General features: G+C 58.5%; 25 protein-coding genes. 16 read left to right on the top strand and 9 right to left on the bottom strand.

Annotated elements, in window-relative coordinates; all coding sequences use genetic code 11:
• Positions 1–146: 146 nt before the first annotated feature.
• Positions 147–425, bottom strand: a complete 279-nt coding sequence (locus tag ACEN2R_RS11150) for a hypothetical protein (RefSeq protein ID WP_442042190.1) — start codon at positions 423–425, stop codon at positions 147–149.
• 142 nt (positions 426–567) lie between these two features.
• On the opposite strand from ACEN2R_RS11150, the gene ACEN2R_RS11155 reads away from it, so the two are divergent.
• From ACEN2R_RS11155 to ACEN2R_RS11175, 5 genes are all read left to right on the top strand, one after another.
• On the top strand, positions 568–1,542 hold the full coding sequence (locus ACEN2R_RS11155) for a helix-turn-helix transcriptional regulator (RefSeq protein WP_442042192.1): 975 nt from the start codon (positions 568–570) through the stop codon (positions 1,540–1,542).
• 24 nt (positions 1,543–1,566) lie between these two features.
• Positions 1,567–2,232 carry a hypothetical protein gene (locus ACEN2R_RS11160; RefSeq protein ID WP_442042194.1) on the top strand — a complete coding sequence of 222 codons (666 nt, stop codon included), beginning with the start codon at positions 1,567–1,569 and terminating at the stop codon, positions 2,230–2,232.
• Positions 2,233–2,409: 177 nt separating this feature from the next.
• Positions 2,410–3,066, top strand: a complete 657-nt coding sequence (locus ACEN2R_RS11165) for a hypothetical protein (RefSeq protein WP_442042196.1) — start codon at positions 2,410–2,412, stop codon at positions 3,064–3,066.
• Positions 3,067–3,303: 237 nt separating this feature from the next.
• Entirely contained in the window at positions 3,304–4,146 is an 843-nt protein-coding gene (locus ACEN2R_RS11170; RefSeq protein WP_442042198.1) for a hypothetical protein, read from the top strand.
• Positions 4,147–4,446: 300 nt separating this feature from the next.
• A complete protein-coding gene (locus ACEN2R_RS11175) occupies positions 4,447–5,112 on the top strand; it encodes a L,D-transpeptidase (RefSeq protein ID WP_442042200.1) in 666 nt (221 codons plus the stop codon).
• Positions 5,113–5,482: 370 nt separating this feature from the next.
• On the opposite strand, the gene ACEN2R_RS11180 is transcribed toward ACEN2R_RS11175, so the two are convergent.
• From ACEN2R_RS11180 to ACEN2R_RS11210, 7 genes are all read right to left on the bottom strand, one after another.
• Complete coding sequence (locus ACEN2R_RS11180; RefSeq protein WP_067293148.1) at positions 5,483–6,073, bottom strand: L,D-transpeptidase; 591 nt, start codon at positions 6,071–6,073, stop codon at positions 5,483–5,485.
• 108 nt (positions 6,074–6,181) lie between these two features.
• Positions 6,182–6,739: a methyltransferase family protein gene (locus ACEN2R_RS11185; protein ID WP_024099351.1), complete on the bottom strand. Its 558-nt coding sequence runs from the start codon at positions 6,737–6,739 to the stop codon at positions 6,182–6,184.
• Positions 6,732–7,640, bottom strand: coding sequence for a cation diffusion facilitator family transporter (locus tag ACEN2R_RS11190; protein WP_007121394.1), 909 nt, complete (start codon positions 7,638–7,640; stop codon positions 6,732–6,734). Before ACEN2R_RS11190 ends, ACEN2R_RS11185 begins: the two co-directional genes overlap by 8 nt.
• Complete coding sequence (locus ACEN2R_RS11195; RefSeq protein ID WP_442042203.1) at positions 7,630–8,400, bottom strand: transglutaminase-like domain-containing protein; 771 nt, start codon at positions 8,398–8,400, stop codon at positions 7,630–7,632. The genes ACEN2R_RS11190 and ACEN2R_RS11195 overlap by 11 nt, the downstream gene beginning before the upstream one ends.
• 86 nt (positions 8,401–8,486) lie before the next feature.
• Positions 8,487–9,104 carry a cation transporter gene (locus ACEN2R_RS11200; protein ID WP_442042205.1) on the bottom strand — a complete coding sequence of 206 codons (618 nt, stop codon included), beginning with the start codon at positions 9,102–9,104 and terminating at the stop codon, positions 8,487–8,489.
• Between the two features lie 113 nt (positions 9,105–9,217).
• Positions 9,218–9,574 (bottom strand): YnfA family protein, encoded by a 357-nt coding sequence (locus tag ACEN2R_RS11205; protein WP_442042207.1) that lies wholly within the window; start codon positions 9,572–9,574, stop codon positions 9,218–9,220.
• Positions 9,541–9,969 (bottom strand): MerR family transcriptional regulator, encoded by a 429-nt coding sequence (locus tag ACEN2R_RS11210; RefSeq protein ID WP_442042209.1) that lies wholly within the window; start codon positions 9,967–9,969, stop codon positions 9,541–9,543. The genes ACEN2R_RS11205 and ACEN2R_RS11210 overlap by 34 nt, the downstream gene beginning before the upstream one ends.
• Positions 9,970–10,147: 178 nt before the next feature.
• Between ACEN2R_RS11210 and ACEN2R_RS11215 the strand changes: the two genes are divergently transcribed.
• The 11 genes from ACEN2R_RS11215 (at position 10,148) to ACEN2R_RS11265 (ending at position 17,784) form a co-directional block, all read left to right on the top strand.
• On the top strand, positions 10,148–10,756 hold the full coding sequence (locus tag ACEN2R_RS11215) for an SCO family protein (RefSeq protein WP_442042211.1): 609 nt from the start codon (positions 10,148–10,150) through the stop codon (positions 10,754–10,756).
• On the top strand, positions 10,753–11,196 hold the full coding sequence (locus ACEN2R_RS11220) for a disulfide bond formation protein B (protein ID WP_442042213.1): 444 nt from the start codon (positions 10,753–10,755) through the stop codon (positions 11,194–11,196). Before ACEN2R_RS11215 ends, ACEN2R_RS11220 begins: the two co-directional genes overlap by 4 nt.
• Entirely contained in the window at positions 11,193–11,855 is a 663-nt protein-coding gene (locus ACEN2R_RS11225) for a DsbA family protein (RefSeq protein ID WP_442042215.1), read from the top strand. The genes ACEN2R_RS11220 and ACEN2R_RS11225 overlap by 4 nt, the downstream gene beginning before the upstream one ends.
• A gap of 70 nt (positions 11,856–11,925) precedes the next feature.
• The gene (locus tag ACEN2R_RS11230) at positions 11,926–12,357 is read left to right on the top strand and encodes a copper chaperone PCu(A)C (RefSeq protein ID WP_442042283.1); all 432 of its coding nucleotides are present in this window, start codon (positions 11,926–11,928) and stop codon (positions 12,355–12,357) included.
• 8 nt (positions 12,358–12,365) lie between these two features.
• A complete protein-coding gene (locus tag ACEN2R_RS11235) occupies positions 12,366–12,989 on the top strand; it encodes an SCO family protein (RefSeq protein ID WP_442042217.1) in 624 nt (207 codons plus the stop codon).
• Entirely contained in the window at positions 12,986–14,335 is a 1,350-nt protein-coding gene (locus tag ACEN2R_RS11240; RefSeq protein ID WP_442042219.1) for a M23 family metallopeptidase, read from the top strand. Before ACEN2R_RS11235 ends, ACEN2R_RS11240 begins: the two co-directional genes overlap by 4 nt.
• Before the next feature lie 20 nt (positions 14,336–14,355).
• A complete protein-coding gene (locus ACEN2R_RS11245; RefSeq protein WP_442042221.1) occupies positions 14,356–14,808 on the top strand; it encodes a DUF411 domain-containing protein in 453 nt (150 codons plus the stop codon).
• Between the two features lie 10 nt (positions 14,809–14,818).
• A complete protein-coding gene (locus ACEN2R_RS11250) occupies positions 14,819–15,601 on the top strand; it encodes a ZIP family metal transporter (protein ID WP_237280046.1) in 783 nt (260 codons plus the stop codon).
• A 3-nt stretch (positions 15,602–15,604) separates the two neighbouring features.
• The gene (gene lspA / locus ACEN2R_RS11255; RefSeq protein ID WP_442042223.1) at positions 15,605–16,081 is read left to right on the top strand and encodes a signal peptidase II; all 477 of its coding nucleotides are present in this window, start codon (positions 15,605–15,607) and stop codon (positions 16,079–16,081) included.
• Between the two features lie 45 nt (positions 16,082–16,126).
• Positions 16,127–17,620 carry an apolipoprotein N-acyltransferase gene (gene lnt, locus ACEN2R_RS11260; RefSeq protein WP_442042225.1) on the top strand — a complete coding sequence of 498 codons (1,494 nt, stop codon included), beginning with the start codon at positions 16,127–16,129 and terminating at the stop codon, positions 17,618–17,620.
• Positions 17,620–17,784: a hypothetical protein gene (locus tag ACEN2R_RS11265; RefSeq protein WP_163026031.1), complete on the top strand. Its 165-nt coding sequence runs from the start codon at positions 17,620–17,622 to the stop codon at positions 17,782–17,784. The genes lnt and ACEN2R_RS11265 overlap by 1 nt, the downstream gene beginning before the upstream one ends.
• 25 nt (positions 17,785–17,809) lie before the next feature.
• On the opposite strand, the gene ACEN2R_RS11270 is transcribed toward ACEN2R_RS11265, so the two are convergent.
• Positions 17,810–18,310, bottom strand: a complete 501-nt coding sequence (locus ACEN2R_RS11270; RefSeq protein WP_047998128.1) for a L,D-transpeptidase family protein — start codon at positions 18,308–18,310, stop codon at positions 17,810–17,812.
• Between the last annotated feature and the right edge of the window lie 14 nt (positions 18,311–18,324).

Genomic DNA, 18,324 nt, shown 5'->3' on the forward strand with positions numbered 1-18,324 from the left:
AATCATCAATGAGCGCAACCGCTCGGAGCGGAAACGTCTCGTGTGTTTACAGCCTCTTCAATAACATCAGTGGGTGTCAATAACTGTCGCGCTTGCCAAGCGCTTGATTTCTAAAGCTATGCATCTTTAGCGCGTTTACGCCCACATCAAGCGGAAATACCGTCTTCGCTGCGCACGATCCGCAGGCTTCCAGGCGCAATAAGCGAAGCGCGTTTGCCTTTTGCGCTCATCCAGAGCGAGAAGCCCTTATTGATCAGTACAACCACCTCATCCAGCGACTTGGCATAAACTGCAAGTTCGGCGTGGTGCTTGTTCTTGCCATGTGCCGCGTCCGCCAATTGATATCCCTTACTGGTAATTGCCGGTTCTTCGATCACGCCAGCCCTCGAAGAAATCCGTTCGATTCTGATCACACGTCCATGCATTTGGTTCCCTTTCTCTGTTTCAGTGCGCCTGACGAACCTCTGGACTCCTAACCTGATGACCATTGACGGAATCGGCTCGACAGGACGCAATGACATTACTAGCCTACAAGGGTGACAAAAGCTGACAGGCTAAGAGGCGCACATGTCCTTTTCGAAGGCTCAAGATCTTATTCGTCTTGCCCAAATGGCGGCTGCCCGACGCGGCGGTATCAGCCTTGAAGAGATTTGTGCGGAGTTTGGCGTCTCTCATCGAACGGCCCAGCGTATGACTGATGCGTTGGAAGAAACGTTCGGAAATGTCGAAGCCGAAGATGGGGAGGATCGAAAGCGGCGCTGGCGTCTTGTCGATACTGGACTCGCCCGGCTGCAACTGAGGCATGAAACAAGTGCCGAAGCACTGGAGATTGCCGCCCGTTCCGCAGAGGCGGAAGGCAGGCTGCGCCATGCCAAAGCGCTGACGGAACTGCGAGACGGGATGTTGGCGCGAGTTCCGACACGCGCTCGCGTCGAAGCGGATGCCGAAGCAGTTCTTATGGCTATGGGCCAGGTCACGCGCCCAGGGCCTAAGGTCAGCGTTGCGCCTGATATCCTTGATGCAATCATCGAAGCTTTGCGTGGGCCATTCCGCCTTTGTGTGCGCTACAATCGGGATGCATCAACGCGCATCTTGGAACCACATGGTGTTTTGCTGGGGCACCGGACGTACCTAGCTGCCCGCGACCCAGCAAAGGCAAATGAGGTTCGAAACTTCCGTATTGATCTGATCCATGAAGCCGAAACGCTGAATGAGAGCTTTGCGTTACAAGACGGCTTCACGATCGCAGACTATGCCGCGCAAGCCTTCGGCGTCTGGCAAGACCCGGCACAATTTGGCGAAGTGATCTGGCGCTTCACGTCGGACGCAGCCGATCGTGCAGCCGGCTTTCAGTTTCACCCAAGACAGTCTTTAGAATACCAGGGTGACGGAAGCCTCATAGTGCGCTTTCAGGCTGCAGGCTGGTTGGAGATGGTCTGGCACCTTTATCAGTGGGGCGACAAAGTTGAAGTGATCGCCCCGGAAGAATTACGGGCCATGGTCGAAGAATATAGGCGGTCCGATTTCGCCGCGATGCCATGACCAGATTTAACGAGGAGAAATTAGATGCCCGACAATTTGACGTTCGATGCACTGAAGGAAAAACAACGCGCCATACGCGCAGGTTTTCCCGAGACGATGGGTCTTCGTGTACATCGTGCTATCAGTTGGATCGGTCGAGCCGAGGCTAGCGGGGGGGATGATGACGCACGCTTCATCTTTCTTTGGATTGCTTTTAACGCGGCCTATGCTGACGAGCGCGATTTCCAATCCATTCCACAGGGCGAGCGCGCGAATTTCCTCGAATTTTTCGGTCACCTGACGGAGCTGGACGCTGATAGGCGCATTTACAAGGCGGTTTGGCAGCGCTTTTCAGGCCCCGTCCGGCTGCTTCTGGAAAACCACTATGTCTTCAGCCCGTTCTGGCAACATCATAATGGGATTGAAGGCTTTGAGGATTGGGAAGAGCGTTTCAACGCCTCCGCTCGCTCTTTTGCGCAAGCGTTTCAGGCTGGTGACACGGCGCGCGTTCTCAGCTTTGTTTTCGATCGCCTCTATGTTCTCCGCAATCAGTTGGTACATGGCGGCTCGACTTGGAACGGCGGCGTCAACCGAGCCCAGGTGCGTGATGGCGCGGCGATTCTTGCGTTCCTGATGCCCGTCTTCGTGGATCTGATGATGCACAACCCGAGGGAGGATTGGGGGCGACCATTCTATCCAGTGGTATCGTAAGCCAGAGTCGTCGGAGGTTTCCAAAGGCCGTCGTGTTGAGACATGCCCGTGAGCATACACGCTGAAGACCCAGAACGTGTGTGCGCGCGGTCCTTTTAGACGGTGCGTCAATCAAATCTCCTTGCTATCATTAATGTTGTTTCGTATCGCTGCACCATTATAGACGGAGTCGGCATCATGAAGCACATAGTCCATAGAGTGGCAGCCGCCGCGGCAATCAGCATATCCTCTCTTATGGGCTCGGCCGCCCCGGCCCAAGCCTATCAGGTCGACTGCGCGATCCTCTTGTGCCTTGCCGGGGGATGGCCTGCATCCACGCCCTGCGCACACGCGCGGGCAGTTTTCATTCGCCGGATCACCCCCTGGCCGATCGAGCCGCCGTTGCAGATATGGCGTTGCCCAATGGGAGCGTCATTCAACGAGCCCGCACCGCTGTCACCGATGGAGCGGCTCTATGACATAACGTTCCGCCATCCGCCCTTGATCCATTCGGAAGCTGCATCCGCGCCCCTGGTTCCTGTCCAGGCCGATGACCAAGCGGATATCGACATCTCGGACGACGCTTTCGACTTTGTGCGGAGCATCCGCGTCTACCATATCCAGTACCGTCAAAACGAAAACCGCGATGGCGACTGCAATCGGAGCGACTCTACGCGCTTGGGATCATACGGCCTTCAAGGTGACTATCGCTGGACAAGGTCCAACGTGGCTCAGGTGCCGACCGCGTCTCAGCTAACCATCCCGAACGGATGCAGAAGCTACTTCTACCGGTCTGTTTTCGTGGACTGGCGTGATCACGCAGGAAACTACGGCTCCGAAGAAGTCGGCTACTGACCAACCAAGCGCCAGGCTTCCTGAGCGCTCCTCGCAAACCCCTGCACTGGAAGCCGTGCAATCAACTCAGAAAAGGAAACGACGCCAGACCGTGAAGCCTGACGCCGCGCTAGAAAAATCCGTGAACAAGAATTTTCTAGCGCACTGTCCAAACACCCGCAACCAGCAAAGTTGTTTTGCTGGCAAGAATGTTGTTGTCTCACGACATGGCGTCGGTTCTCTCAGGAGGCCCCGACCATGGAACCCACAACCGGCTTGATACTACGACGTATTATGCAAACTGATCTTTCCGTATCCGCTCACAAGCTTGCCACTCTCATCCTCGACGGCATCGCCTGGAAGGAGGGCTACAACGGGTTGTCGCGCGGTACAGCCGCCTTCACCCTCTCAGTCTTGGCGAGCAAGATGGGCATCTCGCGCCAGTATCTGACGGTCCTTCTGAGCGAACTTGAAGCGTCGGACTTGGCGCTGGTGCGCCAGAAATCAAACGGCAAATTTGCCCCCTGGCTCTTCCGGTTTTCGGCCTTTCATGCAGAGGAGGATGCCCATGATCTCGTGTCAGGTGAGGGTGACACATCACTATCTAGAGATAATAATAACAAAACTATATTCTCAGGTCTGATTGAAATCACCGCGAACGCGAACGTTTTTCAGACCTGTTGGGCAAATTTGATAAAGGCAGCGAAGACCGCACTACCCTGCTGGAACGTCGACACGCAAGTCATCTGGGATCGCTTCCTCGCGTTCAACCGGGCGCGAGGCAATGGCAAGGTTCCTGCAGGTTTCTTGCTTGGTTTCATGCGTCGGTGGCGCACTGCACCGGGAACACCGCCTCGCTCGGAACCTACTCCGGCGCCGAAGCGGGTGGTTGATCCAAAAGAGCGTGAATTGCTCGATCAGATCCAAGCTGCGCCAAGTACAAACCGTCAGTTTCACGCATCGGACCTGTGTCGCTTGATCGGGCATGCTGGCTACGAGGCCAGGGTCATCGACGTGATCCGGCAGTTCGGATGCCAGAGGTTCTCTGCGATCTTGGCTGTGCATGGCAGGGCTGTGCTGGCGGGGGAGATTTCGCGATGAACGAGCTTTGAATGTGCCTGGCTTGGATATGTGTAAACGCATACGGTTTTAATATGTAAAAAATAACCTTTGGCTGAGTCCGGCAGAATTTCCGTTCGGTAGCATCCGACAATCCTTATCCCGTGGAGTTGAAAACCCGTGAAATGCAAAAAAAGATGTCAGTATCTTTGCGTCGATTTATGCTCAGAACCGAGATCAAGAAGAATTACCTCTTGAAGCTCCAGTTGCCAGAGGTCCTAGATTTCACAACATGCCGAACTAGGCTCAACCCTGGTTTTTGCAATCAGTTGGAGACGCGCAATGCTAACTAGACGACATTTCTTAATAACCACTACCACCCTTTTTTCAGCTCCAATGGCTGCGACAGTTTTTGCGGACACTTGGCCGACAGACGCACAAAAGGCGGCTTGGGACGCCCAGGTGACACCACCGAACTTTGATCTTGAGACATCGAACCCTTGGGGCTTGCACCCTCGTTTTCTGCCCCAGCGAGTTGTGGCGAAAGACGGGCTTGTGCCCGGCGACATACACGTGGATGCTGTCGCTCGTTATTTATATCATGTTGAGCAAGGCGGTACAGCGATGCGTTACGGCGTGGCGATCGCGCGAGGCACCCTGTACGAACCAGGTACATACACGATCAAGCGTAAAGTCAGATGGCCGCATTGGCAGCCGACGCAGAACATGATCGACCGCGACCCAGAACTCTACGCTGATATCGCCGACGGTATGGAGCCCGGACCTAAGAATGCGCTTGGGTCGCGAGCTCTCTATCTCTTTCTCGGCGACCGGGACACTTATCTCCGCATTCACGGTACGCCACAGCCGAGAAGCATTGGCGGTCGTGCAAGTTCCGGCTGCGTCAGAATGGTCATGGCGCACATAAACGAGCTTTATCCCAACGTCGATATTGGTTCGACGGCTTTCCTCTACTCGGCCGAGGACAGTGTCACTGCGGGAAGCTGAGGCCGTGTACCAAAGCACCATCGGTCAGGGAAAGTGACGGGAGTTTATCCTAGCCGGGGAGCACTTCGGATTACTGAACCCCGCTAGGCCGCCGGCGCGGTACAAATCGGATTTCCGCGAGGGGTTCGGAGCGGCACCAGGGTAACTTCCACGGGACCGTTGTGCAGATACCAGTAGCAGCCGTCTTCCGGCAAAAGGCGCGCGGACTGAAGATCCTGACCCGTTGCGGCCATAGCGACGACTGCCTCCGGCAGTGGTCTGTTTTGTGCAGTGTCGGGCCCGCCAGGAATAGAAGCGGAACACGCTCCCAACAAAAACGCTGCTGGGAGAAGTAAGCCAAGATGAATTCGCATATTTAGAATTTCCGCCCTTAGAACAACTTAACCTGAGTACCAACCTCGGCTAATCCAAACAACTCTTCGATATGTTCGTTGTAGAGGCCGATGCAGCCGTTCGACGATTGTCGACCGATCTTGCGCGTGTCACCTGTGCCGTGAACGCGGTAGTACTGCCATGACAGATAAAGGGCGTGTGTTCCAAGGGGATTGTCGGGGCCAGGGCCAACGAAATCCGGCCATTCGGGATTGCGCTCCTTCATCGACGGCGTAGGTCGCCAGCTCGGGCCATCCACCTTGCGAACGATTTCGGTGTAACCGCGCCGCGTCAACTCCTCCGTAAGAGGGACGCTGGAGGGGTAAAGCTTGTAGACGTTTTCGTCTTCCGACCAGAACTGCACCGCGCGGGAGTCAATGTCGCAGAGGATCGCGCCATTCCGCAGATTGTCAAAATGATCTTGCCAGGACGCAACCCTAAACCCGGATATATTGCTTCGCACCGCCGGTGTCGCCAGACCCTCGTTTGTCTGTGCCACTCCCCTACCGGTTCCGAGAACCAAGCCGCTTGCGGCGGCCCCCAGGAGCGCAGCCCTGCGCGTGACTGACATGTCGTTCGCTCGTTTCATCATGAAAACCTCAAATTTTATCTGTTTGGACTATTCTCGGACCTCCACCCACTAGAGCTTCAACAGGCTGCCACTCACAAAGCCGTGAGATCAGCTGTCCTTATGCTGTCAGAGAAACCTGCGGGTTTTTTGGAGGTAGGCTCGGTAAGCGTCCCCGTAGCGATCAATCAACCAGCGCTCTTCAGCGAAGGGCGCGAGTGCCAATGCAGTAACGCCGGTGATAATCACTGGCCACGCGAGGATCGAGGCGGAGAGCAGTCCGATCCCGATGAGGATCGCCATGTCAGCCACATACTGAGGATTGCGGGAGAACCGGTAAAGGCCACGGGTCCGCAGAACGCCTTCATCACCACTCGTCGCCGCCATCCCAAGTTGCATCACACCGGACCAGACAACGGCATTGCCCAGAACGATCAGACAAAGCCCTAGACCCCAACGTATGATCCATGGGAAGTCGAGCTCACCCCATTCTAGCAGAGCCAAAACGATGGCAGATCCGAAGCCGACGCACGTAAGTCCCCAGACGACAATCTTGTGGGCTCCTGTAGAGTGAATCGGCGGCCAGACACGTCGCTCCGGTTGGAACATGGACCAGAGTATTCCCGCGACCAGCAACAGATTGGCCGCACAACCCAGCACGAGAACCACGGTTTTGAGGTCACCCATGACCATACCTGTCTGCGTCCCGATGTTTGGTCGCTGAGCGTTCAAACTCCAGCGTTGAGTGGTCGATCCCGAATTCCTCGTCGAGGCGGGTCTTGATTGCCGTCTTGATGTTTTCGAGGTCATCCCAGCGGTCCTCGGCGATTACGACGTGGGTATCGAGCGCCGCACGATGCTCCTGCATCTGCCAGAAATGTGCGTGATGAACTTCCTCGACTCCGTCCACGTCCTCCACGGCCGCGATAACCTTGTCCGTGTCGATATCGGGCGGGCTTCCCAACATCAGGGTGCGGATCGGGCCACCGATCTCGCTGAAGGCGAGCCAGAGGATATAGGCGGCAATCCCGATGGTGATCGCCGGATCAACCCAGCGGACATCGTAGAGAAGGATGAGAACGCCACCGACGATCACGGCCACAGACGCCAGCGCATCGCTGAGGTTGTGGAGGAACAGCGCCCGGATGTTCACGCTGCCTTTCTGCATCGAATAGGTCAGCCACGCGGTGAGGGTATCGATGAACAGCGCCACACTGCCCAGGATGACCACGGTCCAACCCGCGACTTCGGGCGGATCAACAAACCGCATCGCGCCCTCATAGACCAGATAAAGGCCGATGATGATCAGCGAGGTATAATTGATAAGCGCGGCGACGATCTCGACCCTGCCATATCCGAAGGTCATTTTCGCATCGGCCGGGCGGCGCGCGATCTTGCGCGCGCCGAATGCGATGACGAGCGACGCCATGTCGGAGAAGTTGTGGATGGCATCCGCGATCAGCGCGAGGCTGCCGGATAGTATCCCGCCGACAATCTGCGCGACCGTCAGGAGGCCGTTTGCCCAGATGGCAATGGCAACCCGCCGGTCGCCTTCTTTAGGCTCCATATGGGCATGATCATGCGGCACGAGAAGCCTCCTCATGGCCGTGGTTTGGCCGGCTGAGCCCTGGAACGCTTGGCAAATGACCAGCGCGGATCGCCCTGACGCGGGCATTCATCCAATGGCGAATGAGGTGCCGATAGATCCAGTCGCGCAGGGGGCCTAACGCCTGACGATGGTGCTCATAAAACATGTCAGGATTATCGAATGTTCCAAAATCGCGGGCGATGCCGGTCTTTTGGATATATGTACTCTCCCCCGTCCATCCGACTGGCGGTGCGCTCAAGCAGTCGGTCCCGGCACCGTAGCCGCATAGGGACCGTGTCTCGGGAAACGACCGCTGCAGGGCCAACAGGAAGGGTGTGTCGAGGATGAAGCCCTCAAGATCGACCCATCCTGCCTCGGTCTCGACCTCGATCCATGAGTGGAGGATTTCTGCGGGTGCGATCGGATAGATCAGTTCAGGCACGACGCCCCGTTGCAACGCTTTGTGGATTGTGAAGCCGTGCAAGCGGCATCTTACGCCGACAGCGCGTAGAAGCGCCATCAGCAGCGTTCCCTTCGTGTTGCATTGTCCATACCTGTCGTCGAGTACTTCAGAGGCAGGAATGTCGTCGGCGCGGTTATAGCCAAAGTCGATCTCGTTTCGCACGAAGTCGTAGATTGCACCAATTCGATCATGCAACGGCAAGGTTCCCCACCCCCGGTCGGCGATCAGAGCGGCAAGTGAAGGATGCCTGACATCCAAGAGTGGCGTCGACGAAAGCAGCGGGTCAACAGGGGTCATGAGCGTTTCCTAGAATCAACTATACAGAGATGATAGTTTCTACAGTCACTGTAGCTTCAACCTTTATCTTGTCGCGACGCGAGAGACTATTCTGGTTGGTGATTGTGAACTGCCTTGTGATGCTCGTCATGCGCGTCCCGCAGGATGCCTATGCCGCCCCACGCCGCGATGCCAGCCACCGCGACCCCGACAACGAGGTCGGGCCAGTTGCTGCCCAACCACCAAACGAGACCGCCCGCGATCAGGATGCCGCCGTTCGATGCGAAATCGTTGAGGCTGAAGGTGTTGGCGGCCCGGATGTTCACGTCCGGTTCCTTCAGTCGCCCGAGCAGCCAGATGCAGGCGAGGTTGACGACCGCAGCGATCAGCGACATTGCGATCATCAGAGTTCCGAGCGGTTCGGAACCGCCGACATAGCGCCGCCAAGCGTCAATCAGAATGCCAACCGCAAAGATCAGAAGCAATCCGCCGGATACGTTCGCGGCACCCCGCTTCCACTTCGACGACCGGGACAAGGCCAGAAGGCTGATGCCATAGACGAGGCTGTCGGATGTGTTGTCGAGACCATTGGCGATCAGGGCGCTGGAATCGCCGATAGCTCCTGCGGCGAAGAACCCCGCAGCGATTGCGAGATTGAGACCGAGAACAATCCAGAGCGTCTGGCGCTCTTTTTCATTCTTCCCGCTGAATTCGCTTTCGACCATCGAACTGGCAAACCTTTCGATTTCTAAGAAAGGGGGCAGAAACGCCCTCTTCGGATGCAGCTGTCAATAAGATATATAGAACCTCTAGCGACTGTAGATCCAAAATAGCTTATTTACGTCCCTCTGGGCACCGAAAGAATAATCGCGGCACCGATCAAACAGATGGACGTCCCTATGAAGTCCCATCTGTCAGGTCGCTCGCCCTCGACGAACCACATCCAGAGCAGGGAGGCCCCGATGTAGATGCCGCCATAGGCTGCGAAAGCGCGGCCCGCTGCGCTGGTTTCGACCTGCGCCAGCAACCAGCCGAAAAGCGCGAGCGCGATTATGCCGGGTGCGAGCCAGAGCGGTGATGCCCCAAGACGCCACCACGCCCAGATGGCGAAACACCCGCTGATCTCCGCGACAGCAGCCAGCGGATAGGCAATTGCGGCGTTCAAGCCCCAATCTCGTCGTGCTCGGTGAGACATTCCGCATGGTCTCGAAGGACCTCCAGAACCTTGCACTCCGCAACGCTGTCACCGTTGCACTCGGCGACCATGCGTTTCAATTCCTTCTTAAGCGCTTGCAGACGCTTGATCCGCTGTTCGACTTGGTGGAGTTGCCGACGCGCGATCGAATCCGCCCCCGCGCAGGATTGGGACGGGTTGTCCGAGAGGTCCAGCAGCTCCCGGATGGAGTCGAGCGAAAATCCGAGCTGGCGTGAGTGCCGGATGAAAGCCAGCCGGTCGAGGTCCTTTTCAAAGTAACGGCGCTGGCCGCCTGCGGTCCTTCCGGCCTCGTTCATCAAACCGATTTCTTCGTAGTAGCGGATCGTCTGAACCTTGGTTCCGGTTCTCCGCGAGAGTGTTCCAATTGCCAGCATGTGCGATCCTTCAATCTACAAAGACTGTAGCTTACTGAAGAGACAACTCCATTGAAAAGACAAAGGTTTCACTTTGGCGTGACTTCGGACAACAAAAAGTAACTTTTCGCTTGAACCTCTATCTGCTGTAGCTTGTATCCCGCGCACAGACAAACTGAACAGGTGGGTAGCGCAAGCAATGAAGAAGGTCCGGATAGTTCTCTGGTCGGCAGTGGTTGTCGCTGCGGCGGTGTCAGCCACGCTTTGGATGACTGAACGCAATCAGGGACCGGTCGCCGCGCGTGTTGATCCTGAGGCCGAGAGTTTCACTGCGGATTTTGAGCTGACGGACCATACCGGTATGGTGCAGACCGACGAGGATTTCCGAGGGCGCTGGATGCTCGTCTTTTTCGGATTTGCGAACTGCCCCGACGTGTGTCCCATGGGGCTCGCAACCATCGCGGACGTCATGGACGAGCTCGGCACCCAAGGTTCCGCCGTCCAGCCCCTGTTCATCACGGTCGACCCTGAAAGGGATACGCCAAGCGCTCTGGCCAACTACGTTCCCCAGTTTGGTCAGGGAATCCTTGGGTTGAGCGGACCGCCGGACCAAATCGAACGCACTGCCGAGACCTTCAAGATCTACTACCAGAAGATCGAGGAAGCCTCGGCGCCCGACGGCTATACGATGGGGCATACGTCGTCCTTCCTTCTCTTCGATCCGGAAGGCGAATTTGTCCGCATCTACGAATACGACGAGGAACCCAGACTGATCGTTACTGATCTTCGCGAAAGGATCGGCGCGTGACAGCTGGCCCAGACGCAACGCCACGCGCCGCGAGCCCGGTAGCTTTCCTCTTCGCGGCATGGTTCGTCGCCTTGTCCGCGTCGCTTGCCGTGCTCTTCATCGGAGAGGTTCTGGGGCAGACCCCCTGCAATCTGTGCTGGTTCCAGCGTGCCTTCATGTTCCCGCTCGCGGTCATCCTCGGGGTGGCGGCTTGGCGCGCCGACCTCTCGATCTGGCGCTATGCCGCGCCGCTCGCGGTTCTGGGTGGTGCCGTCGCCCTTTACCATTCCCTGCTTTACGCAGGGATCGTGCCGGCGCCGATCGTCCCCTGCACGGCGTCCGGGCCATCCTGCACCGATGACGCGATGCTGATCCTTGGCCTGCCAATCCCTCTGCTCTCCCTGCTGACGTTCGGGGCGATCCTTGTCCTTCTCATTCAACTTCGACGGATTTCAACATGAACCGAAAGACTCTTCTGCTCGCGATACTCACTCTGGTACTGGCCGTTTTCGTGGCTGGTGCCTGGTTCGTATCGCGCCCCGATCCGACCCCGGTGGCGACAGCCGCTCCGCTGGAACAACAGGATCGTCTTGTTCGGTCCTATTCTCCCATACTCGGGCGCGAGGATGCGCCAGTGACCATCGTGGAGTTCTTCGACCCAGCCTGCGAGGCCTGCCGCGCCTTCCATCCCATCGTGAAGCAGATACTGGCGCAATACCCCGACGATGTGCGCGTCGTCATGCGCTACACGCCGTTCCACGGCGATGGGTCCGAGCTGGCAATCAAGGTGCTGGAAGCGGCTCGGTTGCAGGACGTTTTTGTTCCCGTGCTGGAAGCGCTGCTTGAAAATCAGCCCGCCTGGGCCTCTCACGGCGCTCCGGCAGCTGAGCGCATCATGGAGATCGCCGGAGCGGCGGGCTTGGACACAGACGCCGCCGCAAATCAGATCATGTCACCCAGCATCGTCGGCGTCCTCAATCAGGACCGGGCCGACGTCGAAGCTGTCGGAATTCAGGGCACACCGACGTTCTTCGTCAACGGTAAGCCTTTGCCAGAGTTCGGTGCGGAGCAGCTCTTGTCGCTCGTCCAAGCCGAAGTCGAGGCTGCGGCAACAAACTAGAACGAACAGGAGACCCAACGTGTTCAAAACCTTCGCAAAGGCAATCCAGAGCCTGTCTGTCGCTCTTCTGATGGGCTTGCCAATGGCATCCTCAGCGCAGCAGTTGTCAGAGAACGCATCGATTGTGGTCGAGAGACCCTGGGCGCGCGCGAGCCTTGGAATGTCGCGGCCCGGCGGGGCCTATCTGACCGTTCGGAACGAGGGCAGCGATCAGATCTCCCTTATCGGTCTTCGCGCGGAGATCTCCGGCATGGCTTCGATCCACGAAACCAGAACCAATTCTGACGGCGTCAGCAGCATGGCTCCGGCGGACGATATCGTGATCCCGCCCGGGGGTATGTTCGCCCTTGAACCCGGCGGATATCACGCCATGCTGATGCAACTGCAATCTCCGCTCGTCGAGGGGGAGACCTTTCCGCTGACCCTGCTCTTTTCCGATGGAACAGAGCTTGAAATCACCGTCCCGGTCCTTGGCATCGGCGCACGCGGCCCCGAAGGCTGATCCGGCTGATGATGAGGGTGGCCAAAATCGCAGCGATCGGAGCGGCGGCGGTCTTTGCCGCCCTGTTTGTCGGCTGGTGGCAGGTAGATGGGCCTGGCGCTGACTCCGCGCCGGGCAAGCGGTCTCTACCGCTGACTGCTATGGAATTCAGCCTGACGGATCAGGATGGTCGCGATGTCGGCCCGGAAACCCTCATCGGCGAGCCGAGTCTGGTCTTCTTCGGATTCACCTACTGCCCCGACGTTTGCCCGACGACCCTTTCGGACATTTCCGGATGGCTCGACGAGATTGGGCCGGACGCCGAAGACCTGAATACCGTTTTCATCACCGTAGATCCGGACCGCGACACGGTCGAGACCATGGCCGAGTATGTCTCGTATTTCCATCCGCAGATACAAGGATGGACGGGCTTGCCAGACCAGATCGCGGCCATCGCCGATGGTTTCCGTGCCACCTATGAGAAGGTTGAGGGCGAAAACGGCGAATATACGATGAACCACACGGCGGGTGTTTTCCTGTTCGATGCGACAGGTCGCTTCGTCACCACCATCGACTATCACGAACCACGCGAATTCGCCGTGCCGAAGATAAGGCGCGCGATGCAGAACAGAACCGAGGGGGCAGAATCTTGAAACTGAGACATATCGTTCTGGGAACGACAATGGCCGCGGCAGCGGTCAGCACGATAGCGAGCCGGGCTTTGATCCTGGAGGCGCCGCCCGAGTACATCTTTTCCGAGGCTCCGGTAGCCTTGGACAGTCCACCCGAACCTCTCGATGGACCAGGCGTCAACGCATCTGGCGAGACGATGCCGAATATGCTTCCGGCCGCTTTTCAGCCGCCTGAGTTTCCCGCACTCGAACGGGCCGAGCCAGATAATCTGATGGCGCTTGTTCAGGCCCTCGCCACGCCGCCTTGGGAGGCGACGGTCGAGGCGGGTGACACATTGGACGTGCTTCTCTCTCTCGCGGACATGGATGCGCAAACACGGACCGAAGTCGCACTGGCACTGACGGTTGAATACGACCTGCGCCGCCTTCGACCGGGCCATCGTCTCAGCGTCAACTTTCGCCCGGACGGCACGCCATCCGTTGTGACGTTGGCTGTCGATGACGGTGTGCGGATCGAAGTCACCCTGGACGACACCATTGCGAGTCGGACGGTAACGCCGAGCGCGTTGACAGTCGAGCGTGCGAGCCAGCTGCTGGTAAACGGGTCGATCTACGCTTCGCTGGATCGAGCAGGCGTCCCGGCCCGTTTTGCCGTCGATCTCGCACAAATCCTCGGGGAAACGGTCGACTTTCGCAGGGATCTTCAAGGCGGAGAGACCCTGAATATCCTTTGGGGTCAGACCGTCCTTCGCGATGGTTCAGAGGTCGGTCAACCGTCAATCTCCTATGCGGCCCTCGATCTGGCCGACGACCGCTTCGAAATCCTCTGGTCAGCCGAAGACAGCGGGCGGGCAACGGTCTATTTGAATGGTGAAATCCTGCGGACGGTCGCGCCGCCGGTGGAAGGCGCACGATTGTCGTCGGTCTTCGGGCAGCGCAAGCATCCGATCTACGGCAATATGCGGATGCACACAGGTGTCGATTATGCCGCCGCTGCGGGGACACCGATAGCAGCGACCGCACCCGGACGGGTGTCCTTCATCGGATGGCGGAGCGGGTATGGCCGAGTGGTCGAGATCGCGCACGGGTCAGACACAATGACCCGCTATGCGCACCTCAGCGCTGTGCCGGAGGGTCTGGCCGTCGGAAACCGCGTGGTCGCGGGCGAAACGATTGGCCAGGTCGGTGAGACAGGCACGGCGACAGCTCCGAACCTTCACTACGAAGTGCGCGTGGACGGCCGACCTATCGATCCGCTCGGGGAGGAATTGCTCGCCTCTGCGGAAAATTTCGACACTGCGGATGCCACTGAAATCCTTGAAGAGACGCGCACACGGTTCGCGACCTTTCTTCGCGAAGACACATGACTGATTTGAAAGGAATTCCGATGAAAAACAGGTTTCAAACCTTTGCCGCTGCGACCCTCATGATTGCTGCCGCGACGGCAGTAACCGCCCAGACCGCTATCCACGTCGGAAAGACGCGCGGCTGCGGTTGTTGCCTTGCCTGGATGGAAAAGCTGTCCGATGCCGGGTTCGCTCCTGAAGGTGAGAATATGGGCGGGGCGTTGATCCGTCTGAAAATGGATCGCGGTATTCCCGTCGATATGTTCTCCTGTCACACGGCGACCGTCGAAGGCTACACCATCGAGGGTCACGTTCCGCCAGCCGATATTACTCGACTGCTTGAAGAACGTCCCGATGCCATAGGCCTGGCCGTGCCCGGCATGCCCATCGGCTCGCCCGGCATGGATTTCGGCGACGATGCCGAAGCCTACGATGTCTTTCTGGTGAAATCCGACGGCTCCACTGAGATCTTTTCGTCCTATCCGGCGAGTTAAAGTGGAGCAAATCACAACACTCTCACCAGTCGCACTGGGCTTTCTAGGCAGCCTGGCCGCCGGTCTCATGACCGCCGTCGGGGCGGCGCCCGTGCTTCTCGGCAAGACCCCGTCACGCAAATGGCGCGATATTTCGCTCGGCTTTGCCGCCGGGGTCATGCTTGCCGCGTCTTTCTTTTCTCTCATCATACCGGCACTCGACGCAGCGGAGGGCCGATACGGGGATGGCGCGATACCGGCGCTGATCGTCTGTGCTGCGATCCTGATGGGCATGGGCGCGGTCGCCATGATGAACGAAATGATCCCGCATGAGCATTTCAGCAGCGGGCGCGAAGGCCCGGAGGCGGTCTCGCTGCGCCGTGTCTGGCTCTTCATCATCGCCATCACGATCCACAATGCGCCGGAGGGTTTGGCCGTCGGCGTTGCGTTCGGAGCTGATGGTTTTACAGGCGGATTTCCCGTCGCTCTCGGGATCGGATTGCAGAATGCGCCTGAAGGGCTGGCTGTTGCAGTCGCCCTACTGGGCGAGCGATACTCGGCGGGCCGTGCGTTCGGCATCGCAGCACTGACCGGACTGGTCGAACCCGTCACCGGTTTCCTGGGTGCTGCGGTAATTGTCGTGGCAGAACCTCTGCTGCCTTGGGGCTTGGCCTTCGCAGCGGGCGCGATGCTTTACGTCATCAGCCACGAGATCATCCCCGAAACCCATCGCAGCGGCCACCAGAAGCAGGCGACGACCGGGCTCGCGATCGGGCTCGTCGTCATGCTGTTCCTCGATGTCTGGTTGGGATGACGCATGGCAATTCGTTCCATTGGCATTTGCACGGCTGTCGCGGCGCTCGCCGCCGACCAAGCGTCAAAAGCGTTCGTACTTACGAACGCGGACACGCTCTCCACGGGCATCCCTGTCTTTCCCGGCTTCAACCTGATCTTCCACCGCAACTACGGCGTGACCTTCGGGTTCTTTCAGAATGTGCCGTGGTGGGGACTGGCTTTGGTCGCCACCGTCGTCGTCCTGTATCTGGTCGTGTCGCTGATCCGGGCAACGCGGGCAGCCGAGGCGGTTGCCTACGGCATGGTGATCGGCGGCGCTCTTGGGAATATTGTCGATCGTATTCGCTTTGGAGGGGTGACCGATTTTCTGGATTTCTATCTCGGAACGGCGCATTGGCCAGCGTTCAACCTTGCGGATGTCTTCGTGGTCTGCGGCGTCGGGATTTTGCTGATCTTCGCGGGGCGCGAAAAGGTCGCTGCGTCCGAAACCTCAAGATAGATCTCGGTGATTTCAATCGGCATCACTGTTCTCCGCATTTCCAGAATGTCAGGTATCATCCTCACATTCTGTGCATTCGGTCTCGGCGCTTTGGCGGTTCTCGCTCTGCCACCATTCTCGATGCCGGTGCTTTTGCCCGTCGCGTTTGGCGCGCTGTATCTCCTCACGGTCGGAGAGAGCCGCATGCGGGCCGGACTTGCCGGATGGGCGTTCGGCGTGGGCTTCTTCCTGTTCGGATTGTCCTGGATCGCGGAGAGCTTTTTCGTCGACGCGGAGCGGTTCGGCTGGATGGCCGTTCCTGCGGTGGCTGGACTGGCCGCCGGCCTTGCGCTGTTCCCGGCGGCGGCAATGGCAGCGTTCGCATGGAGCAGGACGAAAGGTGTCTCCGGCGCATTGATCTTCGCGGTCTGCTGGTCGGTTTCTGAATGGCTGCGCGGCACCATGCTGACAGGCTTCCCCTGGAACCTGATTGCCTATGCATGGGCCGACTACGATATTCCACGCCAAATGGCCGCATGGGTTGGCAGCTACGGACTTGGCCTCCTCACAGTTCTGCTGTCGGTCCTGCCCGTAACGCTCCTCATGCGGAATCGTCGGCAAAATGCGTTCGCCGCATTTGTTTTCATGTCGGTGGTGGGGGGTGCCGGAACCCTCGGTACGGTTCGCCTTATGGCCACCACACCGCCAACAGACACAACCGTCAGGATCGTTCAGGGAAACATTCCTCAGACGGAGAAATGGGACCCCGCGTTCCGCGACCGGAACATATCCCGCTATCTGGACCTGTCTGCGCAGTCTGGGAGCTTCGACGTCCTTCTCTGGCCTGAAAGTGCATTTCCCGGTTATCTTGATGAGAATCCTGAAATGTTGGATCAAATTGCCGAACGTCTGCCTGAGGGCCGTGTTCTTCTGACCGGTGCGCAGACGCGCGAGTCGGCCGGCACTGGCACACGCTACAGAAATTCGATCCTCGCGGTCGATCAGACCGGACGGATCGTCACGAGATACGCCAAGCATCATCTCGTGCCGTTCGGGGAATACGTACCCCTGCGGGGTTTTCTTCCGCTCCAGCGACTGACCGCAGGGCTTGGGGACTTCACTCCCGGTCCCGGCCCTCAGACCGTTGAGCTACCCGGTTTATCTCCGGTCGGCCTTTCGATCTGCTACGAGGCGATTTTTCCGGGACGTGTCGTAGACGCCGCTTCGCGTCCGGACTGGATATTCAACGCCACCAATGACGCTTGGTTCGGTGCGTCTCTCGGTCCCCGGCAACATCTGGCCTCTGCCAGGATGCGCGCGGTCGAAGAGGGGCTGCCGATGGTTCGCGCGGCCAACACGGGCATTTCAGCAGTTATCGATGGGTACGGCCGGATCGTCGCCCGCCTCGGGCTGGATGAGACCGGCGTGCTGGACGCCCGCTTGCCAGCTGCGCTCCCGGCCACGCCATTCGCGAAATGCGGGCAGATGATGTTCCTGCTCGTTTTGGCAGCGTGCATCGCGGGTGCCATTGGATTGACTGTCGGAAAGGAAAACGCGTAATGATCGTAGTCTTTGGAGCAGTGGCGGGAGCCGCATGGGGCGGATATCTCGCCAAGAAGCGTGGCGGCAACAGGCTGGACATCGCCCAGTACGCGGCAAGTTCCGCGATCGCATTCGGACTCCTGGCGTTGTTCGCCTCGATCGTTCTTGCACGGGTTCTATGAACCGCCGTCCAAGGCCGGATAGGCGCTAGGCGAATATGTCGATCGGCGTCCCGTCCCGCACCATCGCGTAGATATCCTCAATTTCGCGGTCCGACACCGCGATGCAACCCGCCGTCCAGTCTGGCTTGATCGCGTCGATCCCGGGTCGTGGCCCGCCATGGATGAAGATGTCGCCGCCTGGCTCACGTCCCTGTGCAGCGGCGAAGGCGATATCGGCCTCGTTCGGATAAGAGATTCCGATGGAGAGATGGAACAGACTGTCGGGATTGCGTCGGTCGACGGTGTAAGCCCCTTCGGGTGTTTTCCCGTCACCCTCGAACTGCTTGGGCCCCTCGGGCGCGAAACCGAGGTCTATCCTGTAGGCTTTCAGGACCGAGGTATTGTTGAACAGGAACAGGTTCCGGTCACCTTTGAACATCTGCAACCGGGTGACCTCGGGCCCATCGTAGGTTCGGAATTTGCTGGCGCACCCTGCAAGGCCAAGTGCAAGTCCGCCCAAGAGTGCCGTTCGTCGTGTCGTTTTCATCATGTCGTCCGCTC

This window comes from Pseudogemmobacter sp. W21_MBD1_M6, assembly GCF_052119585.1.
GTDB lineage: Bacteria > Pseudomonadota > Alphaproteobacteria > Rhodobacterales > Rhodobacteraceae > JBGQOJ01.